Here is a 22585-nt window from a genome sequence, read left to right as displayed (position 1 = left end):
CCACCTTGTCTGGTGTTCCCGGAGCCAATCCGCTTCGTGACGCTCAGGACCGACGGCTCCCACGCATCGCGGGGCCGTCGGGCCTGGTCATCTTTGGTGTCACGGGCGATTTGTCCCGCAAAAAGCTGATGCCCGCCGTCTACGACCTGGCCAATCGCGGCCTGCTGCCGCCGGGCTTCTCCCTCATCGGTTTCGCGCGCCGCGAGTGGCAGGACGAGGACTTCACACAGGAGGTCCACGACGCCGTCAAGCAGCACGCCCGTACGCCGTTCCGCGAAGAGGTCTGGCAGCAGCTCATCCAGGGGATGCGCTTCGTCCAGGGCAACTTCGACGACGACGACGCCTTCGAGACGCTGAAGGCCACGATCCAGGAGCTCGACCAGGCACAGGGCACGGGCGGCAACTTCGCCTTCTACCTGTCCGTGCCGCCGAAGTTCTTCCCCAAGGTCGTCCAGCAGCTCAAGAAGCACGGTCTGGCCGACCAGAAGGAGGGCTCCTGGCGGCGTGCCGTCATCGAGAAGCCCTTCGGCCACGACCTCACAAGCGCGCAGGAGCTCAACCAGCTCGTGCACGATGTGTTCCCGCCCCACGAGGTCTTCCGGATCGACCACTACCTGGGCAAGGAGACGGTACAGAACATCCTGGCGCTGCGGTTCGCCAACACGATGTGGGAGCCGATCTGGAACCGGTCGTACGTCGACCACGTCCAGATCACGATGGCCGAGGACATCGGCATCGGCGGCCGGGCCGGTTACTACGACGGCATCGGCGCCGCCCGTGACGTCATCCAGAACCACCTGCTCCAGCTGCTGGCGCTGACCGCGATGGAGGAGCCGGGCTCCTTCCACCCGAAGGCCCTGGTCGCCGAGAAGCTCAAGGTGCTCACGGCGGTGGAGCTGCCGGCGGACCTGGGCGAGCACACGGTTCGCGGCCAGTACGTGCACGCGTGGCAGGGCGGCAAGGAGGTCCCCGGCTACCTCGAAGAGGACGGCATCGACCCCAAGTCGAAGACCGACACCTACGCCGCGATCAAGCTGACGATCAACAACCGCCGCTGGGCGGGCGTGCCGTTCTACCTCCGTACCGGGAAGCGGCTCGGCCGCCGGGTCACGGAGATCGCGGTCGTCTTCAAGCGCGCTCCGTATCTGCCCTTCGAGTCCGGCGCGACCGAGGAGCTGGGCGGCAACGCCCTGGTCATCAGGGTCCAGCCGGACGAGGGCGTGACCGTGCGGTTCGGCTCCAAGGTGCCTGGCACCTCGATGGAGGTCCGGGACGTCACGATGGACTTCGCCTACGGCGAGTCCTTCACGGAGTCGAGCCCTGAGGCGTACGAGCGGCTCATCCTCGATGTGCTGCTCGGCGACGCCAACCTCTTCCCGCGGCACCAGGAGGTCGAACTCTCCTGGAACATCCTCGACCCGATCGAGGAGTACTGGGACAAGCACGGCAAGCCCGCGCAGTACCCGGCGGGCACCTGGGGCCCGGCCGAGGCGGACGAGATGCTCGCACGAGACGGACGGAGCTGGCGCCGGCCATGAAGATCGATCTCACGGAGACCACTTCCAGCAAGATCAACCAGGCGCTGGTGTCGGCCCGCCGAGCCATCGGCACCCCGGCCATCGGCATGGTGCTGACCCTGGTGATCGTCACCGACGAGGAGAACGCGTACGACGCCCTCAAGTCGGCTGGCGACGCGTCGCGCGAGCATCCCTCGCGGATCATCGCGGTGATCAAGCGGGTCAGCCGCTCGCCGCGCAGCCGCCGGGACGCCCGGCTCGACGCCGAGGTGCGGGTCGGCTCCGACGCGGGCACCGGCGAGACCGTCGTCCTGCGTCTCCACGGCGAGCTGGCCAACCACGCCCAGTCGGTGGTCCTGCCGCTGCTGCTGCCGGACGCCCCGGTCGTGGTCTGGTGGCCCGAGGACGCGCCCGCCGATCCGGCGAAGGACCCGCTGGGCGCCCTCGCCCAGCGCCGGATCACGGACGCGTACTCGTCGGAGAACCCCAGCGACGAACTCGCGGTGCGCGCCCGGTCGTACACCCCGGGCGACACCGACCTGTCCTGGACCCGCATCACGCCCTGGCGCTCGATGCTGGCGGCCGCGCTCGACCAGCAGCACGTCGAGGTCGTCTCGGCGACGGTCGAGGGCGAGTCGGAGAACCCGAGCTGTGAGCTGCTCGCCATGTGGCTCGCGGACCGGCTCGGCGTTCCGGTGGAGCGCACCCTGTCCGGCGGCCCAGGTCTGACGGCCGTGCGGATGGAGACCAAGAACGGCGTCATCGTCCTGGACCGTCCTGACGGTTCGCTGGCCACGCTCTCGATGCAGGGCCAGCCGGACCGTGCGGTGGCGCTCAAGCGGCGGGACACCGCCGAGCTGCTCGCCGAGGAGCTGCGGCGCCTGGACCCGGACAACACCTATGCGGCAACGGTGAAGTTCGGCGTGGAGAAGCTCGGCGGACCGGCGGAGCCGAAGCCGGTCGAGCCCGCACCCGCTGCGGCCCCTGCCGCCGCGAAGAAGACCGCGGCCAAGAAGGCGGCGGCCAAGTGAGTGCTCCTCAGCTTGTCGTGCACCGCGACAAGGAGCTGATGGCGCAGGCCGCCGCGGCCCGGCTGATCACGAAGATCGTGGATGCCCAGGCCGCGCGTGGTCACGCCTCGGTGGTGCTCACCGGCGGGCGCAACGGCAACGGCCTGCTGGCCGCTCTCGCCGAGGCGCCCGCACGGGACGCGATCGACTGGTCGCGGCTCGACCTGTGGTGGGGCGACGAGCGGTTCCTGCCGGAGGGCGATCCGGAGCGCAATGTCACGCAGGCCCGCGAGGCCCTGCTGGACTCGGTGCCGCTGGACCCGTCCCGGGTGCACGCGATGCCCGCTTCGGACGGCCCCTGCGGCAACGACCCCGACGCGGCGGCGGCCGCGTACGCCGAGGAACTGGCCGCGGCGGCCGGTCCGGAGGACCACGGTCCGGTACCGACGTTCGATGTGCTGATGCTGGGCGTCGGCCCGGACACGCATGTCGCGTCGCTGTTCCCGGAGCTGCCCGCGGTACGGGAGACCGAGCGCACCGTCGTCGGTGTGCACGGCGCTCCCAAGCCGCCGCCCACCCGCGTCTCGCTCACGCTGCCCGCGATCCGGGCGGCGCGCGAGGTGTGGCTGCTCGCCGCGGGTGAGGACAAGGCGGAGGCCGCGGAAATCGCGCTCTCGGGCGCCGGGGAGATCCAGGCCCCGGCGGCCGGCGCGTACGGACGCAGCCGCACCCTGTGGCTGCTGGATGCGGCGGCGGCCTCGCGGCTGCCGCGCGCGCTGTATCCGCCGGCCTCTTCCTGAGTGGTCGTCAGTACCGTTGCAGGCAGGCCCGGTTCGCTCTTCGTAGCGGCCGGGCCTGCGGCGTGAAGGGCTCGGCGCATGGTGCGCATCGCCAACCGTGGTGACGGGTGTGTCGGAAGCGCGGCGCACGGCGGCCTTCTGGAAGGCGGCGCTCGGCTATGCGGAGCGCGAGCCGTCGCGGGACGACTGGGTGGTGCTGGTCCCGGCCGGGGCGCACGGCACCGGGCTGGCCCTGGCGCGGAGCGCCACGCCGGTGCAGGCGGTTCCGCGGGTCCGCCCCGGCCTGTACGCCGAGGAGCAGAACGCCGAGGTGGACCGGCTGGTCGCCCTCGGCGCGGCCCGGGTCGACCGGGATCTGTACCCGGACGACCCGGATCTCGCAGTACCGGCGGACACCGAGGGCAACAGGTTCTGCGTCATGGGCACGACGCATGGCTGACCGTCGCGGTCACCGGGCCTGCGGGGTGCGCTCCAGGAAGGGCTCCAGCAGGCCGGGGACGGCCTCGGAGGCGAAGTCGAGGCCCTCGCTCACATCTGCGTCGTACGCCGTGTACGCACCCGCTCCGGCGGCCGTTGTCGCGGTGAGGCTCAGCACCCCGGACCGCCGCTGGAAGTACGACTGTCTGACCGTCCAGCCGATGACGCCGGCCCGCTCCAGCGCGGCGGTCGAGCGCCGTACCGAGCCTGACCGGACCACCAGATAGTCGCCGCTGATGGCGTGTCCCAGACCGCGGTACGCGTCCAGGGCGAGCAGCACCCCGGCGGGCAGCCCGACGGCGGCGCAGCCGAGCGCGATCCAGAGCAGGCCGGGTGTCAGCAGCACGCCCAGGAGGGCCAGGACGGATACGGGGACGACGACGGCCCACAACGCCCGGCGCAGCCGACGTCCGCGGGCCGCGCGGGGGTGCCCGGTCAGCGGGGCGCCGGTCGGGGACGTGGTCTCGCGCAGCACGTCGGCGGCCACCGTGTCGGCCACGGGCCTGGGCGCGGCGGGCAGCAGGGTGTTGTGGTCGCCGTGCTGTTCCTCGTCGTCCTTGGCGAGTCCGGTGGTGATCGCGTCGACCCGGGCGGCACCGACCAGCCGGATGCCGAGCGGTTCGACGAGGTCGACACCGCGCAGTCGCCGTTCCTCGATGGAGACGGACCGGGAGGTGAGCAGACCGCGCCGGAGGCGCAGAGTGCCGCCGGGTTCGCGCTCCAGCCGGTAGCTCCACCACATCTCGACCCACAGGCCGAGTGCGGCGACGGCGCCGATGGCGACCGCGGCGACGGCGAGGATCATGATCATGGCGGACAGCGAAGTGTCCCGGAACCGGTCTCCGACCCAGTCGATCACCTGCCCCTGGGCCCCGAACCAGTCGCTGACCTGCATCACCGCACCGGCCGCCGCACCGCCGAGCGCGGGTGCGACGAACGAGACCGGTGCGTAGCGGATCCAGCGCGGGTCGAGGGCGACGATCTCGCCCTCGCGATGGGTGCCCGGAGTGCCGGTGGCCGTGCGTTCCAGCAGTTCGCGGCGGAGCCGTTCTCCTTCGGATTTGGGGACCGGGTCGAGTTCCAGGGTGGAGTCGTTGCCGGTGTGCTCGCCAGTGCCGATGCGGACGGTGACCAGGCCGAGGACCCGTTGCAGCAGATGGGCGGTGAGGTCGACGCTGCGGATGCGTTCGCGAGCAAGTGAGCGCTTCTTGACGAGCAGCAGTCCCGTGTGGAGCTCGACCCGTTCCGTGCCGATGCGGTAGCGGGTGCGGCGCCACCGTACGTAGTCGCCGGCCGCGGCGCAGCCGATCAGCACGATCGCGCCGCCCAGCACCAGGGCGACTGCCGGTGCGAACCCGAACAGTCCGGAAAGCCCGAGCGTGGTGGGCACGGCCGCACCGGCCGCCACCCCGGCCGTGACGAGCGCGCTGACGAGGACCGTACGCCGGTCCAGCCGCCGCCAGTCGGCAGTGGCGGCGGCCCCGGGGCCGGTGACGCCGTGGTGGCCTTCGGCGTCCGGGGAAGGGGAAGCGGAAGCGGTCGCCCCGGAGCTCATGTGGCGTCCCCCGGGGTGTCCTGGGTGATCCGGGTCAGCCGCTCGGCCAGCTCGGCCGCGAGTTCGTGGCCCAGTCCCGCGATGCGCACCGCGCCCTTGGACGACGCGGTGGTCACGGTGACCGTGGCGAGCCGGTAGAGCTGTTCGAGCGGTCCGCGCACGGTGTCCACGGTCTGGATCCGGGACATCGGGGCGATCCGCCATTCCTGCCGGAGGACTCCGGTTCTGACGTAGACCGCTTCGTCGGTGACCTCCCAGCGGTGGGTGCGGAACCACCAGAGGGGGAAGAGGACGGCGCAGCCGGCGCCGAGGACCGCGAGGATCGCAGCAGGCAGCAGCAGCCAGAACCGGGCGGGCTCGATGAGCACGCCCAGCACGGCCAGGACGACCACCGACGCCGCGGTCAGCAGCAGCCACTGGGCCCGCCACCAGCCGACGGCCCTCGGGTCCAGCGTGTTGTTCGGCGGCCTCAGCCGCACCGTCCGCTCCCCCGTGGTCATCGGCTCAGCGCCCCCTGCGGGTGCGGTACGCCCGGACGAGTGCGGCCGTCGAACTGTCCAACTGCTCGCCCCCCTCCGCCGCGGCAGCGGCTGATGTCGACGTCTCGGTCAGCACCGGCTCGATCTTCTTGGCGAGGACCTTGCCGAGCTCGACGCCCCACTGGTCGAAGGAGTCGATGTTCCAGATGGCGCCCTGGACGAAGACCTTGTGCTCGTACAACGCGATCAGCTGGCCGAGGACGGACGGGGTCAGCCTGTCGGCCAGGATCGTCGTCGTCGGGTGGTTGCCCCGGAAGGTCTTGTGCGGCACCAACTCCTCGGCGACGCCCTCGGCACGGACCTCGTCCGGCGTCTTGCCGAAGGCCAGCGCCTGGGTCTGGGCGAAGAAGTTGGCCATCAGCAGATCGTGCTGGGCGACCAGACCGGGCAGCAGATCGGCGACCGGCTCGGCGAAGCCGATGAAGTCGGCCGGGATGACCTTGGTGCCCTGGTGGATCAGCTGGTAGTAGGCGTGCTGCCCATTGGTGCCGGGAGTGCCCCAGACGACCGGTCCGGTCTGCCAGTCCACCGGATGGCCGTCCCGGTCGACGGACTTGCCGTTGGACTCCATGTCCAGCTGCTGCAAGTAGGCGGTGAACTTGGACAGATAGTGGCTGTAGGGCAGCACGGCATGCGACTGCGCGTCGAAGAACGCGCCGTACCAGACGCCCAACAGGCCCAGCAGCAGCGGGACGTTGTCCTCGGCGGGGGCAATGCGGAAGTGTTCGTCGACGAGGTGGAAGCCGTCGAGCATCTCGCGGAACCGGTCCGGGCCGATGGCGATCATCAGCGAGAGTCCGATGGCGGAGTCGTACGAGTAGCGGCCGCCGACCCAGTCCCAGAACTCGAACATGTTGGCGGTGTCGATGCCGAAGTCCGCGACCTTCTCGGCGTTCGTGGACAGCGCCACGAAGTGCTTGGCGACCGCCTCCTGATCGGCCCTCAGACCGGTCAGCAGCCAGTCGCGGGCGGAGGCGGCGTTGGTGATGGTCTCGATCGTGGTGAAGGTCTTCGACGCGATGATGAAGAGCGTCTCGGCCGGGTCGAGATCGCGCACGGCCTCGTGGAGGTCGGCGCCGTCGACGTTCGACACGAAGCGGACGGTCAGCGAGCGGTCCGTGAAGGAGCGCAGCACCTCGTACGCCATGGCGGGGCCGAGGTCGGAGCCGCCGATGCCGATGTTGACGACGTTCTTGATGCGCTTGCCGGTGTGACCGGTCCACTCCCCCGACCTGACGCGGTCGGAGAAGGCCGCCATCTTGTCGAGTACGGCGTGCACACCGGGCACCACGTTCTCACCGTCGACCTCGATCACCGCATCGCGCGGGGCACGCAGCGCGGTGTGCAGGACGGCGCGGCCCTCGGTGGTATTGATCTTCTCGCCGCGGAACATCGCGTCCCGCAGCTCCGCCACCCCGGTGGCCGCGGCAAGCTCGCGCAGCAGCCGGAGCGTCTCGTCGGTGATCAGGTGCTTGGAGTAGTCGACATACAGATCGCCGACCCGGAGGGTGTATCCGGTACCGCGCTCCGGATCGTCCGCGAAGAGCTGCCGCAGATGTGTCGTACCGAGCTGCTCGTGGTGCTTGCCCAGAGCGGTCCACTCGGGCGTCTGGTTGAGCCTGGTTCGGCTTGGTGTATTCATCCCGGATATCAGCCCACTTCTTCTCGTACCTGCAGATGCCCCGCTGCCTCTCCAACCTAATTGATCAGAGGGGTTGACGAGACGGCGGCAAGCTGCGGCACGGCCGAAGCAGCGCGGCCGGACACCCTGGGGTGTCCGGCCGCGCTGCTTCGGGTGACTTTCGAAACACGCCCTAGATTTCGCCCCGGAGTTTCGCCAGGGCCTCGGCGAGAATGGCCTCGCCGTCCGCATCGCTACGCCGCTCACGTACGTACGCGAGATGCGTCTTGTACGGTTCGGTGCGCGGCGGGTCCGGCGGACTGTCCCGGTCCTGGCCGGCCGGGAAACCACAGCGCGGGCAGTCCCAAGTCTCCGGTACCTGCGCGTCACTGGCGAAGCTCGGCTGCGTCTCGTGCCCGTTCGAGCACCAGAAGGAGATGCGAAGGCGCGGCGCGGACTCGCCCCGCTCGGCCTCCCCCATCGGCCCCGCTCCGACCCGGCTTCCCCGAATCGCGTTGCCACTTGCCACGGTCGTAACTCCCTGCGTGATGGTGCTCGAAGATGCCCCAGTCTACGTAAGGCCCAACGCGCGTCCAGTGAAAGGAGTTACACCCTCACCGGGAATCGCGTACGACGGGTCAGTTTTCCAGCTTGATCAGCAGACCAAGCACAACGATGCACGCGAACCAGCCCAGACCGACGAACACGGTGATCCGGTCGAGGTTCCGCTCGGCGACCGAGGAGCCGCCCACGGACGACTGCATGCCGCCACCGAACATGTCGGAGAGACCGCCGCCCTTTCCCTTGTGCATCAGCACCAGCAGCATCAGCAGCAGGCTGAAAACGATCAGGGCGATCTCGAACGCCAAAATCACGGCTGGTCCCTACTTTCCGGAATTCTCTGGACTGCATGTGCGAACAGCGGGGGCCGAGAGGCTACCCTCCTCGGCCCCCGCAAGGGTACGACGGATCCGCGCTACCGCATACTCACTGGTCGCGGAAGCGGACGATCTTGACGAACTCGTCGGCGTCCAGTGCGGCGCCGCCGACCAGAGCTCCGTCCACATCGGGCTTCGACATGATGTCGGCGACGTTCCCGGACTTCACGGAGCCGCCGTACTGGATGCGGACCTTGTCTGCCAGCTCCTGGGAGTACAGCTCGGCGAGGCGGCTGCGGATCGCCCCGCAGACCTCCTGGGCGTCGTCGGCGCCGCAGACCTTGCCGGTCCCGATCGCCCAGACCGGCTCGTACGCGATCACGATCGACTCGGCCTGCTCGGCAGGAATGTCCTTGAGACCGCCGTCGACCTGCGCGAGCGTGTGCGCGACGTGGTTGCCCGCCTCACGGACCTCCAGCTCCTCGCCGACGCAGAGGATCGGGGTCAGGCCGTGCTTGTAGGCGGCCTTCACCTTGGCGTTGCAGATCTCGTCGCTCTCGCCATGGTACTGACGGCGCTCGCTGTGGCCGACGGCGACATAGGTGCACTTCAGCTTGGCGAGCATGGGGCCGGAGATCTCACCGGTGTAGGCGCCGGAGTCGTGCGCCGAGATGTCCTGGGCGCCGTATTTGATCTTCAGTTTGTCGCCGTCGACCAGCGTCTGCACGGAGCGCAGGTCGATGAAGGGCGGCAGGACGGCGACCTCGACGGCGTCGTAGTCCTTGTCGGCCAGGGCGAAGGCGAGCTTCTGGACGTGTGCGATGGCCTCGAGGTGGTTGAGGTTCATCTTCCAGTTGCCCGCCATCAGCGGGGTACGGGTGGTCATGAAAGGTCAGTCCTCCAGTGCGGCGAGGCCGGGAAGCGTCTTGCCCTCGAGGTATTCGAGGCTGGCACCGCCACCGGTCGAGATGTGTCCGAATGCGTTCTCGTCGAAGCCCAGGATGCGGACGGCGGCGGCGGAGTCGCCACCGCCGACGACACTGAAGCCCGAGGAGTCGACGAGGGCCTGGGCGACCGCCCGGGTGCCCTCGGCGTAGTCGGGGTGCTCGAAGACACCCATGGGGCCGTTCCAGAAGACGGTGACGGCGTCGGCGAGCTTCGAGGCATACAGCTTGTTGGTCTCGGGGCCGTTGTCCAGACCCATGAAACCGGCCGGGATCGCGTCCGCGGGCACGGTGCGGTGCCGGGTCGGGGCCTTGGTCTTCAGGTCCGGGAACTGCTCGGAGACCACGACGTCGACGGGGAGCACGAACTCCACGCCCTTCTCCTCGGCACGCTTGAGGTACTCCAGCACCGCCGGGATCTGGTCCTCCTGGAGGAGGGAACTGCCGACCTCGTGGCCCTGGGCCTTGAGGAAGGTGTACGCCATGCCGCCGCCGATGAGGATGCGGTCGGCGCGCTCCAGCAGATGGTCGATGACACCGAGCTTGTCGGAGACCTTGGAGCCGCCGAGTACGACGGCGTACGGACGCTCGACGTTCTCGGTGAGCTTCTTCAGGACGCCGACCTCGGTGGCGATCAGGTCGCCGGCGGCGTGCGGCAGCCGGGCCGGGAGGTCGAAGACCGAGGCGTGCTTGCGGTGCACGGCTCCGAAGCCGTCGCCCACGTACACATCGGCGAGCTCGGCGAGCCGGTCGGCGAAGGCGCCGCGTTCGGCGTCGTCCTTCGACGTCTCACCGGGGTTGAAGCGGAGGTTCTCGATGACGGCGACCCTGCCGTCGGTGAGCGCGGCGACCGTGGCGCGGGCGGACTCGCCGACCGTGTCGGTCGCGAAGGCCACGTCGGCGCCGATGAGCTCGCCGAGGCGGGCTGCGGCGGGCGCCAGGGAGAAGGTGGGGTCCGGGGCGCCCTTGGGGCGTCCCAGGTGCGAGGCGACGATGACCCGCGCACCGGCTGCGGCGAGTTTCTCCACGGTCGGCTGGACGGCGCGGATGCGGCCGTCGTCGGTGATGGTGGTGCCGCTCAGCGGCACGTTGAGGTCGGCGCGGACGAATACGCGCTTGCCGGTGACCCCTTCGGCGAGAAGTTCGTCGATCGTCTTCATCTTTACTGGACTCCTTGGAGGGACGAAAGAGCATGCAACGGGGCTCGAACAGCGCTGCGTTGCGCCGTCCGAGCCCCGTGCTCACATCGAGGTGCCTGCCGATTCGAAGGTCAGAGCTGGCTGCCGACGAAGACGGTCAGGTCGACGAGACGGTTGGAGTAGCCCCACTCGTTGTCGTACCAGCCGATGACCTTGACCTGCGCGCCCTCTGCCATGGTCAGCAGGGAGTCGAAGGTGCAGGAGGCCGGGTCCGAGACGATGTCCGAGGACACGATCGGGTCCTCGGTGTAGAACAGCTTGCCCTTGAGCGGGCCTTCCTCGGCGGCCTTCTGGAAGGCGGCGTTGACCTCGTCGCGGGTGACCTCGCGCTCCAGCGTGATGACCAGGTCGGTGACCGAGCCGGTCGGGACCGGGACGCGCATCGCGATACCGTCGAGCTTGCCCTTGAGCTGCGGGAGCACCAGAGCGGTGGCCTTGGCGGCACCGGTCGTGGTCGGGATGATGTTTTCCGCGGCGGCGCGGGCGCGACGCAGGTCGGAGTGCGGGAAGTCCAGGATGCGCTGGTCGTTCGTGTACGCGTGGACCGTCGTCATGAGGCCCTTGACGATGCCGAAGTGCTCGTCCAGAACCTTGGCCATCGGCGCGACACAGTTGGTGGTGCAGGAGGCGTTGGAGATGACGTGGTGGTTGGCCGCGTCGTACTTCTCCTCGTTGACCCCCATCACGATGGTGATGTCCTCGTTCTTGGCCGGGGCCGAGATGAGGACCTTCTTGGCGCCACCCGCGAGGTGCTTCTCGGCGTCGGCCTTCTTGGTGAAGATGCCGGTCGACTCGATGACGATGTCGACGCCCAGCTCACCCCAGGGGATGTCGGCCGGGTTGCGCTCGGAGAGCACCTTGATGGTGTGGCCGTCGACGGTGATGCTGTCGGCGGTGTGGCTGACCTCGGCCTTGAGACGGCCCAGGATCGTGTCGTACTTCAGAAGGTGTGCCGTGGTCGCGGTGTCACCCAGGTCGTTGACAGCCACAATCTCGATGTCCGCACCTTGCTCCAGCAGCGCGCGGAAGTAGTTACGACCGATGCGGCCAAAGCCGTTGATGCCTACGCGGATCGTCACGAACCGATCTCCTCGTTAGGTACGCGGGGTTTCCACCCCGGCCAGATGTATGAGATGTCCCCGACCGCCTCCGACCCTACCTCTCCGACCGCCCCGGGGTGACATCGAGCGGGGCCGTAAGAACCGCCGAGGCCCGTCCTCCTCGATAGGAGTACGGGCCTTCGAATACTTGGCCGCACACGCAGCGACGATTACGGAGCGTCAACACCTCTGGGAATGCCGTGCGTTCTGCATTTGGCCGACTTCATGGCGGTCGCGCCTCAGCCCACCAGGCCGTCGGCGAGTTCCTCGCTGAGGGTGGATTCCGTGCCCGGGATACCCAGGTCCTGGGCCCGCTTGTCGGCCATCGCCAGCAGCCGACGGATCCGGCCGGCGACCGCGTCCTTGGTCAGCGGCGGGTCGGCGAGCGCGCCCAGCTCCTCCAGGGACGCCTGCTTGTGCTCCATGCGCAGCCGTCCGGCCGCCGCGAGATGCTCGGGCACCTCCTCGCCCAGGATCTCCAGCGCACGCCCCACCCGGGCGCCCGCGGCGACCGCGGCCCGCGCGGAACGGCGCAGGTTGGCGTCGTCGAAGTTGGCGAGCCTGTTGGCGGTGGCGCGGACCTCGCGGCGCATCCGCCGCTCCTCCCAGGCCAGCACCGAGTCATGGGCGCCGAGCCGGGTGAGCAGGGCGCCGATCGCGTCGCCGTCACGGACGACGACCCGGTCCACCCCGCGCACCTCGCGGGCCTTCGCCGCGATGGAGAGCCTGCGGGCCGCGCCGACCAGCGCGAGCGCCGCCTCCGGGCCCGGGCAGGTCACCTCCAGCGAGGAGGAGCGGCCCGGCTCGGTGAGCGAGCCATGGGCCAGGAAGGCCCCGCGCCAGGCGGCCTCGGCATCGCAGGTGGCCCCCGAGACCACCTGCGGGGGCAGGCCGCGGATGGGACGACCACGGCCGTCCACCAGGCCGGTCTGGCGGGCCAGCTGATCGCCGCCCGCCACCACCCGTACGACATAGCGGGAGCCGCGCCGCAGACCTCCGGGCGCCATCACGATCAGCTCCGAGCTGTGCCCGAAGATCTCGAGGATGTCCCGCTTCAGCCGGCGCGCCGCCATTGCGGTGTCCAGCTCCGCCTCGATCACAATCCGACCGCTCACCAGGTGCAGCCCACCCGCGAACCGAAGAATCGCCGAGACTTCTGCCTTCCTGCAGCAGGTCCGGGTCACGGGAAGCCGAGAGATTTCGTCCTTCACCGCCGGCGTCATCGCCATGGGCCGATCCTTCCATGCATCCGAAAAATACGGTCGTACGCGGCGGCCAACAGCTCCGGATCATGAATCGGAACGCCGTCGGGTGAGGCCACCGGCGCCAGCTCGACCGCGGCACCGAGCCGCTTGGCGGCTTGGGCCAGGGACTCGCGATCGGGCACGGCGGCTTCGTCGGCCAGCACCACGTCCATGGCGAGTTTAGGGGCGTGTCGTCCCAAAACCTCCAAATGACGCTGCGGAGAGAAGCCATCAGTTTCACCGGGTTGCGGTGCGAGATTGAGCGACAGCACCTTGCGGGCCTTGGTCTCGACGAGCGCGTCGAGCAGTTCCGGGACGAGCAGATGCGGGATCACGGAGGAGAACCAGGACCCCGGGCCGAGCACCACCCAGTCGGCGTCCAGGACGGCGGCGACGGCCTCGGGAACGGCCGGCGGGTCGTGCGGGACGAGGTGGACGGACTGCACCTCGCCCGGGGTGAGCGCCACGGTGGCCTGGCCGCGCACCGTGTCCACGTCGTCCGGGCGGGCCGGGTCATGTCCCCGTACGAGTGCCTGGAGCTCGAGCGGCACGGCGGACATGGGCAGCACCCGGCCGTGCGCCCCGAGAAGCTTGCCGACCAGGTCCAGGGCCTGGACATGGTCGCCGAGCTGCTCCCAGAGGGCGACGATCAGCAGATTGCCGACCGCGTGCTCGTGCAGATCGCCCTTGGACTGGAAGCGGTGCTGGATCACCCGGGCCCAGGTCTGGCCCCAGTCGTCGTCGCCACACAGGGCGGCGAGCGCCTTGCGCAGATCGCCGGGCGGCAGTACTCCGAGCTCCTCGCGGAGCCGGCCGCTGGAGCCGCCGTCGTCGGCGACGGTGACCACGGCGGTGAGATCGCCGGTGATCCGGCGGAGCGACGCGAGCGACGCGGACAGGCCCATGCCGCCGCCGAGGGCGACGACCTTGGGCTGTGCGCCGCGCTTGCGGCCGGGCAACGCGGAGGTGGCTCTGCGCAGCCGCCGCAGGCGCAGATTGCGGCTGGTCACTCGCGCCCCATGTCCCGGTGGACGAGGACGGTCTCGATGCCTTCGGTCGCGAGCCGGGCCGCCAGCTTCTCGGACATGGCGACCGAACGGTGCTTGCCGCCGGTGCAGCCGACGGCAATGGTCACATAGCGCTTGCCCTCGCGGCGGTACCCGGCGGCGATGAGCTGGAGCAGCTCCGTGTACTGGTTGAGGAATTCCTTGGCGCCGGGCTGGTCGAAGACGTAGGCGGAGACCTCCTCGTTGAGCCCGGTGAACGGGCGCAGCTCGGGGACCCAGTGCGGGTTGGGCAGGAAGCGGCAGTCGACCACCAGGTCGGCGTCGACCGGCAGGCCGTACTTGAAGCCGAACGACATCACCGTGGCGCGCAGCTCCGGCTCCTCGTCGCCGGCGAACTGGGCATCCATCTTGGCGCGCAGTTCGTGCACATTGAGGCTGGAGGTGTCGATCACCAGGTCGGCATCGCCGCGCAGTTCGCGCAGCAGGTCGCGCTCGGCGGCGATGCCGTCGACGATCCGGCCGTCGCCCTGGAGGGGGTGCGGGCGGCGGACCGACTCGAAGCGGCGGACCAGGGCCTCGTCGGAGGACTCCAGGAACACGATGCGCCGGGTGACGTGCTTGGCCTCCAGGTCGGCGAGTGACTCGCGGAGGTTGTCGAAGAAGCGGCGGCCCCGCACGTCGACGACGACGGCGATCCGGGCCACGTTGCCCTGCGAGCGGGCGCCGAGCTCGACCATGGTGGGGATCAGGGCGGGCGGCAGGTTGTCGACGACGAACCAGCCGAGGTCCTCCAGACATTTGGCCGCGGTGCTGCGCCCGGCGCCCGACATCCCCGAGATGATCACCAGTTCGGGGATGGCCGCGTTCCCGTCACCCGTCTCGATCGTGGTGCCCGTACTCACGTGTCCTGCTCCGTCTGCTCGGTTGGTGCTGTCGTGCTCGACTTCGTGTTCGCGTTCGTGCTCAGTCATTCGTGCTGCCCCCGTCATCTTCTTCAATGATCTCTCCTGTCGCCGTGTTCACGGCGGGCGTGGCCGGGGCGGCCGCGGCCAGGGCGAAAGCCACTGATTCCGCCGTCCTGCGGCCTATCCCCGGAACCTCGCAGATCTCGTCGATTGTCGCCTGCTTCAGCTTCTTCACGGAGCCGAAATGCTTGATCAACGCCTGTTTCCGGGTCTCGCCGAGGCCGGCGACGGCATCCAGGGGGCTGGACCGGATGCGCTTGGCCCGCTTGGCGCGCTGATACGTGATCGCGAAGCGGTGGGCCTCGTCACGGACGCGCTGGAGAAGGTAGAGGCCCTCGCTGGAGCGGGGCAGGACTACGGGGTCGTCGTCATCGGGCAGCCAGACCTCTTCGAGGCGCTTGGCGAGGCCGCAGACGGCGATGTCGTCGATCCCGAGCTCGTCGAGGGCCCGCTTGGCCGCAGCGACCTGCGGCTGGCCACCGTCGACCACTACGAGCTGCGGCGGATAGGCGAACCGCTTGGGACGGCCGTCGTCCTCACGGGGCTCGGCATCCGGATCGGGGGTGGGGTCCGGGACAGGGGTGGTTTCCGGGACGGACATGGTGTTCGGGGCAGGCATGGTGTCCGGATCGGGGGTGGCACCCGGTACGGACATGGTGTTCGGGGCGGGGCCCGTCGGGGCGGAGGGCTCCTCCCACTCCCCCGTCCGCTCCTTCTCCTGGAGGTACCGCTTGAAGCGGCGGCCGATCACCTCGTGCATCGACCGGACATCGTCCTGGCCCTCGAAGCCCTTGATCTGGAAGCGGCGGTACTCGCTCTTGCGGGCCAGCCCGTCCTCGAAGACGACCATGGAAGCGACCACGTCGTCGCCCTGGAGATGAGAGATGTCGAAGCACTCGATCCGCAGCGGGGCCGTATAGAGGCCGAGCGCCTCGGCGATCTCCTCCAGGGCGCGGGAGCGGGTCGTCAGGTCGGAGGCGCGCTTGGTCTTGTGCAGCCCCAGGGCCTGCTGGGCATTGCGCTGGACCGTCGCCATCAGGTCCTTCTTGTCGCCGCGCTGCGGGATGCGCAGGCTGACGTGGGAGCCCCGGCGGTCGGCGAGCCACTGGGAGACCGCGTCGGGGTCCTCCGGGAGGGCCGGTACGAGGACCTCCTTGGGGACGGAGTCGCCCGTCTCCTCGCCGTACAGCTGCTGCAGGGCGTGCTCGACCAGGCCCGAGGTGTCGACGTTCTCGACCTTGTCGGTGACCCAGCCGCGCTGACCGCGCACCCGGCCGCCGCGCACATGGAAGATCTGGACAGCGGCTTCGAGCTCGTCCTCGGCGACCGCGATCAGGTCGGCGTCGGTGGCGTCGGCGAGGACGACGGCGCTCTTCTCCATGGCCCGCCTGAGGGCCTCCGCATCATCACGGAGCCGGGCCGCCCGCTCGTACTCCATCTCTTCGGCCGCCGCCATCATGTCCTTCTCCAGACGGCGGATGTACGTGCCGGTGCGCCCGGCCATGAAGTCGCAGAAGTCGCCCGCCAGTTCGCGGTGTTCCTCGGGGGTGACCCGGCCGACGCAGGGAGCCGAGCACTTGCCGATGTAGCCAAGGAGGCACGGGCGGCCGGTCCTGGCGGCGTTCTTGAAGACGCCTGCGGAGCACGTACGCACCGGGAAGACCCGCAGCATCAGGTCGACCGTCTCACGGATCGCCCAGGCGTGCCCGTACGGACCGAAGTAGCGCACGCCCTTCCTCTTCGCTCCGCGCATGACCTGGACGCGCGGGAACTCCTCGTTGAGCGTGACCGCAAGATACGGATAGCTCTTGTCGTCGCGGTACTTGACGTTGAACCGGGGGTCGAACTCCTTGATCCAGGAGTACTCCAGCTGGAGCGCCTCGACCTCCGTGGAGACGACGGTCCACTCCACCGAGGCGGCCGTGGTGACCATCGTGCGCGTACGCGGGTGGAGCGCGGCCAGGTGCTGGAAGTAATTGGCCAGGCGCTGGCGCAGGCTCTTGGCCTTTCCGACGTAGATCACCCGACGGTGTTCGTCGCGGAATTTGTAGACCCCCGGGGAGTCGGGGATCTGTCCCGGCTTGGGGCGGTAACTGGAGGGGTCTGCCATGTGTCCCACCCTACTTGCGGGCAGTGACAGTGCGGCCTGCTCGGATCGACTGGGACTGGGAGTGAGTCCGGCCTCGGCCGGGTGTCAGGCGTCGGGGCCCGCGACGAGCTTTCCGCCCTCGACCTTGACCGGGACCGAGGGCAGCGGCACGGTCGCCGGGCCGCGCATCGCCTTGCCGGTCGTCGTGTCGAAGTGGCTGCCGTGACAGGGGCAGTTCCCCACGTTGTCCTCGACCTTGTCCAGCAGGCAGCCCGCGTGCGTGCACTGGGCGCTGAACGCCTTGTACTGGCCCTTGGCCGGGCAGCTGACAATGACCCGCTGCTCGCGGTAGAGCTTGGATCCGCCGACCGGCACCTCTTCCGCAGCGCCGAGCTCGACGGGGGCGGTCGGCGTCGGCGTCTCGGCGTGGCCGAGCTTCGATTCGGTCGAGCAGGCGGCCGTTCCCAGCCCGGCGACGCCGGCGAGCGCGGCGCCCTTCAGCACAGTACGGCGGGCGGCGGGCTGGCCGGGCATGCGGGTCTCCACTGTTCAGAGGGGGGCAAGGGGTACCAGGGGCTACTGAGACACCGGGAGTACCGGGGGTACCGCGGGTATCAGAGCCATCGGTGACAGAACCGACGATACCGGCGGAGATCGGAGTTCCGACGGCCGGGCCACCCAAGGCCGATTGTCCCTGGTCAGGGGGGTGGGGACGCTTGGTGTGCGCTTGGTATGGGGTGCCTGGTACCGCCTGGTGCGGGTACTGCGAACCGACAGAAGCGGCGGCCCCGGCTTACGGGGCCGCCGCTTCGGCGCGGGGCCGTCAGGCCTTGCGCGAGCCGGTCGTCTTCTTCGCCGCGGGCTTCTTGGCCGCAGCCGTCTTGGCGGTCTTGGCCGTGGCGGACTTGACGGCCTGGCCCACGCTCGTCCTGGCCGTGGCCGTCTTTCTGACCGGGGCCGACTTCGCGGCGACCGCCTTCTTCGCAGCCACCTTCCGCACCGGCTTGCGGGCCGCGGGCACCGTGGCTTCGCTCACCCGGTCCGGGTCCAGGATGCCTTGGAGGAACTTGCCGGTGTGGCTGGCCGGAATCCCGGCGACCTGCTCCGGGGTTCCCTCGGCGATGACCAGACCGCCGCCGTTGCCCCCTTCGGGGCCCATGTCGATAACCCAGTCCGCGGTCTTGATCACATCGAGGTTGTGCTCGATGACGATCACCGAGTTGCCCTTGTCGACCAGCCCGGAGAGCACCTTGATGAGCTTGTTGATGTCCTCGAAGTGCAGACCCGTCGTCGGCTCGTCCAGGACGTAGACCGTGCGGCCGGTGGAGCGCTTCTGCAGCTCGCTCGCGAGCTTCACACGCTGTGCCTCACCGCCGGAGAGTGTCGGCGCGGACTGGCCGAGCCTGACGTATCCGAGGCCGACCTCGTGGAGCGTGCGCAGGTGGCGGGCGATCGTGGGGACGGCCTCGAAGAACTCCAGGCCCTCCTCGATCGGCATGTCCAACACCTCGGCGATGGACTTGCCTTTGTAGTGGACCTCCAGCGTCTCCCGGTTGTAACGCGCACCGTGGCAGACCTCGCACGGGACATACACATCCGGCAGGAAGTTCATCTCGATCTTGATGGTGCCGTCGCCGGAGCAGTTCTCGCAGCGGCCGCCCTTGACGTTGAAGGAGAAGCGGCCCGGCAGATAGCCGCGCACCTTCGCCTCCATCGTCTCCGCGAACAGCTTGCGGACGTGGTCGAAGACGCCGGTGTACGTGGCCGGGTTGGACCGGGGCGTACGTCCGATGGGCGACTGGTCGACGTGCACCACCTTGTCGACCTGGTCGTCCCCGTCGACCCGGGTGTGCCGGCCGGGGACGGACTTGGCGCCGTTCAACTCGCGTGCCAGGTGGGTGTAGAGGATGTCGTTGACCAGCGTCGACTTCCCGGAGCCCGAGACACCTGTGACGGCCGTGAGCACGCCGAGCGGGAAAGAGACATTGATGTCCTGGAGGTTGTTCTCCCGGGCACCGTGCACCGTGAGCCTGCGCGTCGGGTCGACGGGGCGCCGGATGTCGGGCATCGCGATCGACTTCTTGCCGGTCAGATACTGGCCGGTGATCGACTCGCCGTTGCCCAGCAGCTCCTTGAGCGATCCGGAGTGGACCACCTTGCCGCCGTGCTCACCCGCGCCGGGGCCGATGTCGACGACCCAGTCGGCAACCTTGATGGTGTCCTCGTCGTGCTCGACGACGATGAGCGTGTTGCCCATGTCACGGAGCCGGACCAGGGTCTCGATCAGCCGGTGGTTGTCCCGCTGGTGCAGTCCGATGGAAGGCTCGTCCAGCACGTAGAGCACGCCGACCAGGCCGGAGCCGATCTGCGTGGCCAGCCGGATGCGCTGGGCCTCGCCGCCGGACAGGGTGCCCGCCGCGCGGTTCAGCGAGAGGTAGTCGAGGCCGACGTCGACCAGGAACCTCAGCCGCTCGTTGACCTCCTTCAGCACCCGTTCGGCGATCTTCTTGTCGCGGGCGTTCAGCTTCATCCGGCCGAGGAAATCGGCGCACTCGCTGATCGACATCGAGGAGACCTCGGCGATGGACTTCTCCATCACCGTCACCGCGAGGACGATCGGCTTGAGCCTGGTGCCCTCACAGGTCGGGCAGGGCACCTCACGCATATAGCCCTCGAAGCGCTCCCGGCTGGAGTCGCTCTCGGCCTCGGAGTGCCGCCGCTTGACGAACTGCACCGCGCCTTCGAAGGCGGGGGTGGTGTAGGCGCGCTCGCGCCCGTAGCGGTTGCGGTAGCGGACCTCGGTCTGGATCTTGTGGCCGTGGAGCAGGGCCTTCTTGGCGCGCTGCGGCAGCCCGGCCCACGGGATGTCCGTACGGAATCCGAGGGCTGCGGCGAGCGCGCTGATCTGCCGGCCGAAATAATCCTTGACGTGGCCGTGCGACCAGGGGTGGATCGCGCCCTCGTCCAGCGACTTCTCCACGTCGGGGACGATCAGCTCCGGGTCGACCTCCATCCGCGTACCGATACCCGTGCAGTCGGGGCAGGCGCCGAAGGGCGAGTTGAAGGAGAAGGAGCGGGGCTCCAGCTCCTCGAAGGAGAGGTCGTCGTACGGGCAGTAGAGGTGCTCGGAGTACATCCGCTCACGCTCGGGGTCGTCCTCGGGGAGGTCGACGAAGTCGAGCACGACCATGCCGCCGGAGAGCCCGAGCGCGGTCTCCACCGAGTCGGTCAGCCGGCGCTTGGCGCTGTCCTTCACCGTGAGACGGTCGATGACCACCTCGATGGTGTGCTTCTCCTGCTTCTTCAGCTTGGGCGGCTCGGAGAGGTGAATGGTCTCGCCGTCGACCCGGGCCCTGCTGTAGCCCTTGGTCTGCAGATCGGCGAAGAGGTCGACGAACTCGCCCTTGCGCTCGCGCACCAGCGGCGAGAGCACCTGGAAACGGCTGCCCTCGGGAAGGCCGAGCACCTTGTCGACGATGGCCTGCGGCGACTGGCGCGAGATGGGCCGGCCGCACTCGGGGCAGTGCGGCTTGCCGATCCGGGCGAAGAGCAGCCTGAGGTAGTCGTAGACCTCGGTGATGGTGCCGACCGTCGAGCGCGGGTTGCGCGAGGTCGACTTCTGGTCGATGGAGACGGCGGGCGAGAGGCCCTCGATGAAGTCGACGTCCGGCTTGTCCATCTGGCCGAGGAACTGGCGGGCGTACGAGGAGAGGGACTCCACATAGCGCCGCTGGCCCTCGGCAAAAATCGTGTCGAACGCGAGGGACGACTTACCCGACCCGGAAAGCCCGGTGAAGACGATGAGGGAGTCGCGGGGAAGGTCGAGCGAGACGTTCTTGAGGTTGTGCTCGCGCGCGCCACGGACGATGAGACGGTCGGCCACGCCGGTCCGCACCTTTCTAGAGAGAAGTGGGGGAACTGAGCCCCTGTCCCAGGGTATGGGGGGCGCCACAGCGATGTACGAAGCTTTCGAGTCCGAGCGTATAGCACGCGCATTCGATTTATGGACGGCCGGAGACTCCTTCACCCGAATGAGTGGCGAGGCTAGGCTCAGCCTCATGATTGATCACGCGCACGACCTGGATGCCGTACAGGAAGCGACCGGGCGACTGCTCAGCGCCACCGAGAAATTGGACGACGCCGCACTCGCCCAGCCGTCGCGATTGCCGGGCTGGAGCCGCGGCCATGTCGTTGCGCACCTCTCTCGTAACGCCGACGCGCTCACAAATGTTCTCCAGGGTCGGCCCATGTACGCAGACAGCGAAACCCGCAACCGCGACATCGAGCGCGACGCACCCCGGCCGAAGGCCGAGCAGCTGACCGACCTGGTCGAGAGCGCGGCCCGCTTCGTCGACGCCGCCTCGGCCCCGGCCGACTGGTCCCGCACGGTCACGTTGCGCAACGGCGTGACCGACTCGGCCTCCCGGGTCCCCTTCCGCCGCCGCGTCGAGGTCGAACTGCACCATGTCGACCTGGGGATCGGTTACGAGCTGGAGGATCTGCCGGACGAGTTCGTTGCGCGGGAGATCGATTTCCTCGTCGAGCGGTTCGACGGGCACCCCGATGTGGTGTCCACGGACGTGGCCGCCGACGACGGCCGGTTCTGGACGACGGGCGGCGGCGCCGAGGGCAGTCCTGTCGTGGTCCGCGGCCCGGCCCCCGAGCTGCTCGGCTGGCTCTGCGGGCGCCGCGACGGGTCGGCCCTGACCGTCGAAGGCGGCCCCCTCCCCGTGCTGCCCCCGCTATAGGCTGAGACGTATGACGTACAGCGGAGCGGTCAAGGTCGGCGGACGTGCGGATGTTCACGAGTTGACGGATCTGATGATCTCCAAGGTCGCCGTCGGCCCGATGAACAACAACGCCTATCTGCTGCGTTGCCGGGCCACCGGCGAGCAGCTCCTGATCGACGCGGCCAACGAGGCCGGGACCCTGCTGCGGCTGATCGGTGACGACGGCATCGCGTCCGTCGTCACCACCCATAGGCACGGCGACCACTGGCAGGCGCTCGCCGAGGTGGTGGCGGCCACCGGCGCGCGTACGTACGCCGGGCGGTACGACGCCGAGGGCATCCCGGTCCCGACCGATGTCCTGGTCGACGACAACGGCACGATCCGGGTGGGCCGGGTCGCCCTGACCGCCCGTCACCTCGCCGGTCACACCCCGGGCTCCATCGCGCTGGTCTACGACGACCCGCACGGCGCCCCGCATCTGTTCACCGGGGACTGCCTCTTCCCGGGCGGCGTCGGCAATACGCACAACGATCCCGAGGCCTTCGCGAACCTGCTCCACGATGTGGAGACCAAGCTCTTCGATCAGCTGCCCGACGAGACATGGGTCTATCCGGGCCACGGTCACGACACCACGCTCGGCGACGAGCGTCCGCAGCTGCCGCAGTGGCGCGCCCGGGGTTGGTGACGGCAGTCGCACCGCAGCCACCGGGCCTGCACGTGATGCGAGCGCTGCCAGTCGACCGCCGCTCCCGCGGACCGGGGAGCTCTCCACCGTGAAAGAACCGGCCGGGGCGGGCAACGAACAGTTGCGCGCCCCGACCGGTGCCGGTTGTTCCCGCCCGGCCGGACGGCCACCGGGCCGCCGGGCCGTCCGCCGAGGTCAGGCGTCGATGCTGGAACCCTTGTCCGT

The 22585-nt window shown here is 69.3% G+C and carries 20 protein-coding genes; 6 read left to right on the top strand and 14 right to left on the bottom strand.

Annotation, left to right across the window (positions count from 1 at the left end; all coding sequences use genetic code 11):
- Positions 1 to 5 precede the first annotated feature (5 nt).
- The 4 genes from zwf to ACZ3IC_RS08695 all read left to right on the top strand — a co-directional run bounded on the left by zwf (position 6) and on the right by ACZ3IC_RS08695 (position 3766).
- Positions 6 to 1538 (top strand): glucose-6-phosphate dehydrogenase, encoded by a 1533-nt coding sequence (gene zwf, locus ACZ3IC_RS08710; RefSeq protein WP_467413940.1) that lies wholly within the window; start codon positions 6 to 8, stop codon positions 1536 to 1538.
- On the top strand, positions 1535 to 2548 hold the full coding sequence (gene opcA, locus ACZ3IC_RS08705) for a glucose-6-phosphate dehydrogenase assembly protein OpcA (RefSeq protein WP_467413939.1): 1014 nt from the start codon (positions 1535 to 1537) through the stop codon (positions 2546 to 2548). The genes zwf and opcA overlap by 4 nt, the downstream gene beginning before the upstream one ends.
- Positions 2545 to 3327: a 6-phosphogluconolactonase gene (pgl, locus tag ACZ3IC_RS08700; protein WP_467413938.1), complete on the top strand. Its 783-nt coding sequence runs from the start codon at positions 2545 to 2547 to the stop codon at positions 3325 to 3327. The genes opcA and pgl overlap by 4 nt, the downstream gene beginning before the upstream one ends.
- 109 nt (positions 3328 to 3436) lie before the next feature.
- The gene (locus ACZ3IC_RS08695; RefSeq protein ID WP_467413936.1) at positions 3437 to 3766 is read left to right on the top strand and encodes a VOC family protein; all 330 of its coding nucleotides are present in this window, start codon (positions 3437 to 3439) and stop codon (positions 3764 to 3766) included.
- 9 nt (positions 3767 to 3775) lie between these two features.
- Here ACZ3IC_RS08695 and ACZ3IC_RS08690 read toward each other — a convergent pair whose 3' ends face one another.
- The 14 genes from ACZ3IC_RS08690 to uvrA all read right to left on the bottom strand — a co-directional run bounded on the left by ACZ3IC_RS08690 (position 3776) and on the right by uvrA (position 20828).
- Entirely contained in the window at positions 3776 to 5359 is a 1584-nt protein-coding gene (locus ACZ3IC_RS08690; RefSeq protein ID WP_467413934.1) for a PH domain-containing protein, read from the bottom strand.
- Positions 5356 to 5859 carry a PH domain-containing protein gene (locus ACZ3IC_RS08685; protein ID WP_467413932.1) on the bottom strand — a complete coding sequence of 168 codons (504 nt, stop codon included), beginning with the start codon at positions 5857 to 5859 and terminating at the stop codon, positions 5356 to 5358. Before ACZ3IC_RS08685 ends, ACZ3IC_RS08690 begins: the two co-directional genes overlap by 4 nt.
- Positions 5860 to 5863: 4 nt before the next feature.
- Positions 5864 to 7540: a glucose-6-phosphate isomerase gene (gene pgi, locus ACZ3IC_RS08680; protein ID WP_467413930.1), complete on the bottom strand. Its 1677-nt coding sequence runs from the start codon at positions 7538 to 7540 to the stop codon at positions 5864 to 5866.
- Between the two features lie 172 nt (positions 7541 to 7712).
- A complete protein-coding gene (locus ACZ3IC_RS08675) occupies positions 7713 to 8048 on the bottom strand; it encodes an RNA polymerase-binding protein RbpA (RefSeq protein WP_072483070.1) in 336 nt (111 codons plus the stop codon).
- A 109-nt stretch (positions 8049 to 8157) separates the two neighbouring features.
- Positions 8158 to 8394 (bottom strand): preprotein translocase subunit SecG, encoded by a 237-nt coding sequence (secG, locus tag ACZ3IC_RS08670; protein WP_467413928.1) that lies wholly within the window; start codon positions 8392 to 8394, stop codon positions 8158 to 8160.
- A 112-nt stretch (positions 8395 to 8506) separates the two neighbouring features.
- Positions 8507 to 9283 (bottom strand): triose-phosphate isomerase, encoded by a 777-nt coding sequence (gene tpiA / locus ACZ3IC_RS08665; protein ID WP_467413926.1) that lies wholly within the window; start codon positions 9281 to 9283, stop codon positions 8507 to 8509.
- Between the two features lie 6 nt (positions 9284 to 9289).
- Complete coding sequence (locus ACZ3IC_RS08660) at positions 9290 to 10501, bottom strand: phosphoglycerate kinase (protein WP_467413925.1); 1212 nt, start codon at positions 10499 to 10501, stop codon at positions 9290 to 9292.
- Positions 10502 to 10611: 110 nt separating this feature from the next.
- Entirely contained in the window at positions 10612 to 11619 is a 1008-nt protein-coding gene (gene gap / locus ACZ3IC_RS08655) for a type I glyceraldehyde-3-phosphate dehydrogenase (protein WP_467413922.1), read from the bottom strand.
- A 260-nt stretch (positions 11620 to 11879) separates the two neighbouring features.
- Positions 11880 to 12869 (bottom strand): DNA-binding protein WhiA, encoded by a 990-nt coding sequence (gene whiA, locus ACZ3IC_RS08650; protein WP_467413921.1) that lies wholly within the window; start codon positions 12867 to 12869, stop codon positions 11880 to 11882.
- Entirely contained in the window at positions 12860 to 13894 is a 1035-nt protein-coding gene (locus ACZ3IC_RS08645; RefSeq protein ID WP_467413919.1) for a gluconeogenesis factor YvcK family protein, read from the bottom strand. The genes whiA and ACZ3IC_RS08645 overlap by 10 nt, the downstream gene beginning before the upstream one ends.
- Positions 13891 to 14862: an RNase adapter RapZ gene (gene rapZ, locus ACZ3IC_RS08640; protein WP_467413918.1), complete on the bottom strand. Its 972-nt coding sequence runs from the start codon at positions 14860 to 14862 to the stop codon at positions 13891 to 13893. Before rapZ ends, ACZ3IC_RS08645 begins: the two co-directional genes overlap by 4 nt.
- Positions 14855 to 16966 carry an excinuclease ABC subunit UvrC gene (gene uvrC / locus ACZ3IC_RS08635; protein WP_467413917.1) on the bottom strand — a complete coding sequence of 704 codons (2112 nt, stop codon included), beginning with the start codon at positions 16964 to 16966 and terminating at the stop codon, positions 14855 to 14857. The genes rapZ and uvrC overlap by 8 nt, the downstream gene beginning before the upstream one ends.
- An 84-nt stretch (positions 16967 to 17050) precedes the next feature.
- Positions 17051 to 17479, bottom strand: coding sequence for a Rieske (2Fe-2S) protein (locus ACZ3IC_RS08630; RefSeq protein WP_467413914.1), 429 nt, complete (start codon positions 17477 to 17479; stop codon positions 17051 to 17053).
- A 289-nt stretch (positions 17480 to 17768) separates the two neighbouring features.
- A complete protein-coding gene (gene uvrA, locus ACZ3IC_RS08625) occupies positions 17769 to 20828 on the bottom strand; it encodes an excinuclease ABC subunit UvrA (RefSeq protein WP_467413913.1) in 3060 nt (1019 codons plus the stop codon).
- 175 nt (positions 20829 to 21003) lie between these two features.
- On the opposite strand from uvrA, the gene ACZ3IC_RS08620 reads away from it, so the two are divergent.
- Positions 21004 to 21693: a maleylpyruvate isomerase family mycothiol-dependent enzyme gene (locus ACZ3IC_RS08620; RefSeq protein WP_467413912.1), complete on the top strand. Its 690-nt coding sequence runs from the start codon at positions 21004 to 21006 to the stop codon at positions 21691 to 21693.
- Between the two features lie 10 nt (positions 21694 to 21703).
- On the top strand, positions 21704 to 22360 hold the full coding sequence (locus tag ACZ3IC_RS08615; RefSeq protein WP_467413910.1) for an MBL fold metallo-hydrolase: 657 nt from the start codon (positions 21704 to 21706) through the stop codon (positions 22358 to 22360).
- Positions 22361 to 22585: the final 225 nt, after the last annotated feature.

Source organism: Streptomyces sp. NPDC002958 (assembly GCF_055563255.1).
The sequence above is the reverse complement of the archived record's forward strand: the minus strand, read 5'-3'. Positions and strand labels throughout refer to the sequence as shown.

Excerpts from the sequence above, each read along its gene's own strand:
- opcA (WP_467413939.1), top strand. The coding sequence starts at position 1,535 with ATGAAGATCGATCTCACGGAGACCACTTCCAGCAAGATCAACCAGGCG.
- ACZ3IC_RS08690 (WP_467413934.1), bottom strand. The coding sequence starts at position 5,359 with ATGAGCTCCGGGGCGACCGCTTCCGCTTCCCCTTCCCCGGACGCCGAA.
- ACZ3IC_RS08685 (WP_467413932.1), bottom strand. The coding sequence starts at position 5,859 with ATGACCACGGGGGAGCGGACGGTGCGGCTGAGGCCGCCGAACAACACG.
- pgi (WP_467413930.1), bottom strand. The coding sequence starts at position 7,540 with ATGAATACACCAAGCCGAACCAGGCTCAACCAGACGCCCGAGTGGACC.
- tpiA (WP_467413926.1), bottom strand. The coding sequence starts at position 9,283 with ATGACCACCCGTACCCCGCTGATGGCGGGCAACTGGAAGATGAACCTC.
- ACZ3IC_RS08660 (WP_467413925.1), bottom strand. The coding sequence starts at position 10,501 with ATGAAGACGATCGACGAACTTCTCGCCGAAGGGGTCACCGGCAAGCGC.
- whiA (WP_467413921.1), bottom strand. The coding sequence starts at position 12,869 with ATGGCGATGACGCCGGCGGTGAAGGACGAAATCTCTCGGCTTCCCGTG.
- rapZ (WP_467413918.1), bottom strand. The coding sequence starts at position 14,862 with ATGACTGAGCACGAACGCGAACACGAAGTCGAGCACGACAGCACCAAC.
- uvrC (WP_467413917.1), bottom strand. The coding sequence starts at position 16,966 with ATGGCAGACCCCTCCAGTTACCGCCCCAAGCCGGGACAGATCCCCGAC.
- ACZ3IC_RS08630 (WP_467413914.1), bottom strand. The coding sequence starts at position 17,479 with ATGCCCGGCCAGCCCGCCGCCCGCCGTACTGTGCTGAAGGGCGCCGCG.
- ACZ3IC_RS08620 (WP_467413912.1), top strand. The coding sequence starts at position 21,004 with ATGATTGATCACGCGCACGACCTGGATGCCGTACAGGAAGCGACCGGG.
- ACZ3IC_RS08615 (WP_467413910.1), top strand. The coding sequence starts at position 21,704 with ATGACGTACAGCGGAGCGGTCAAGGTCGGCGGACGTGCGGATGTTCAC.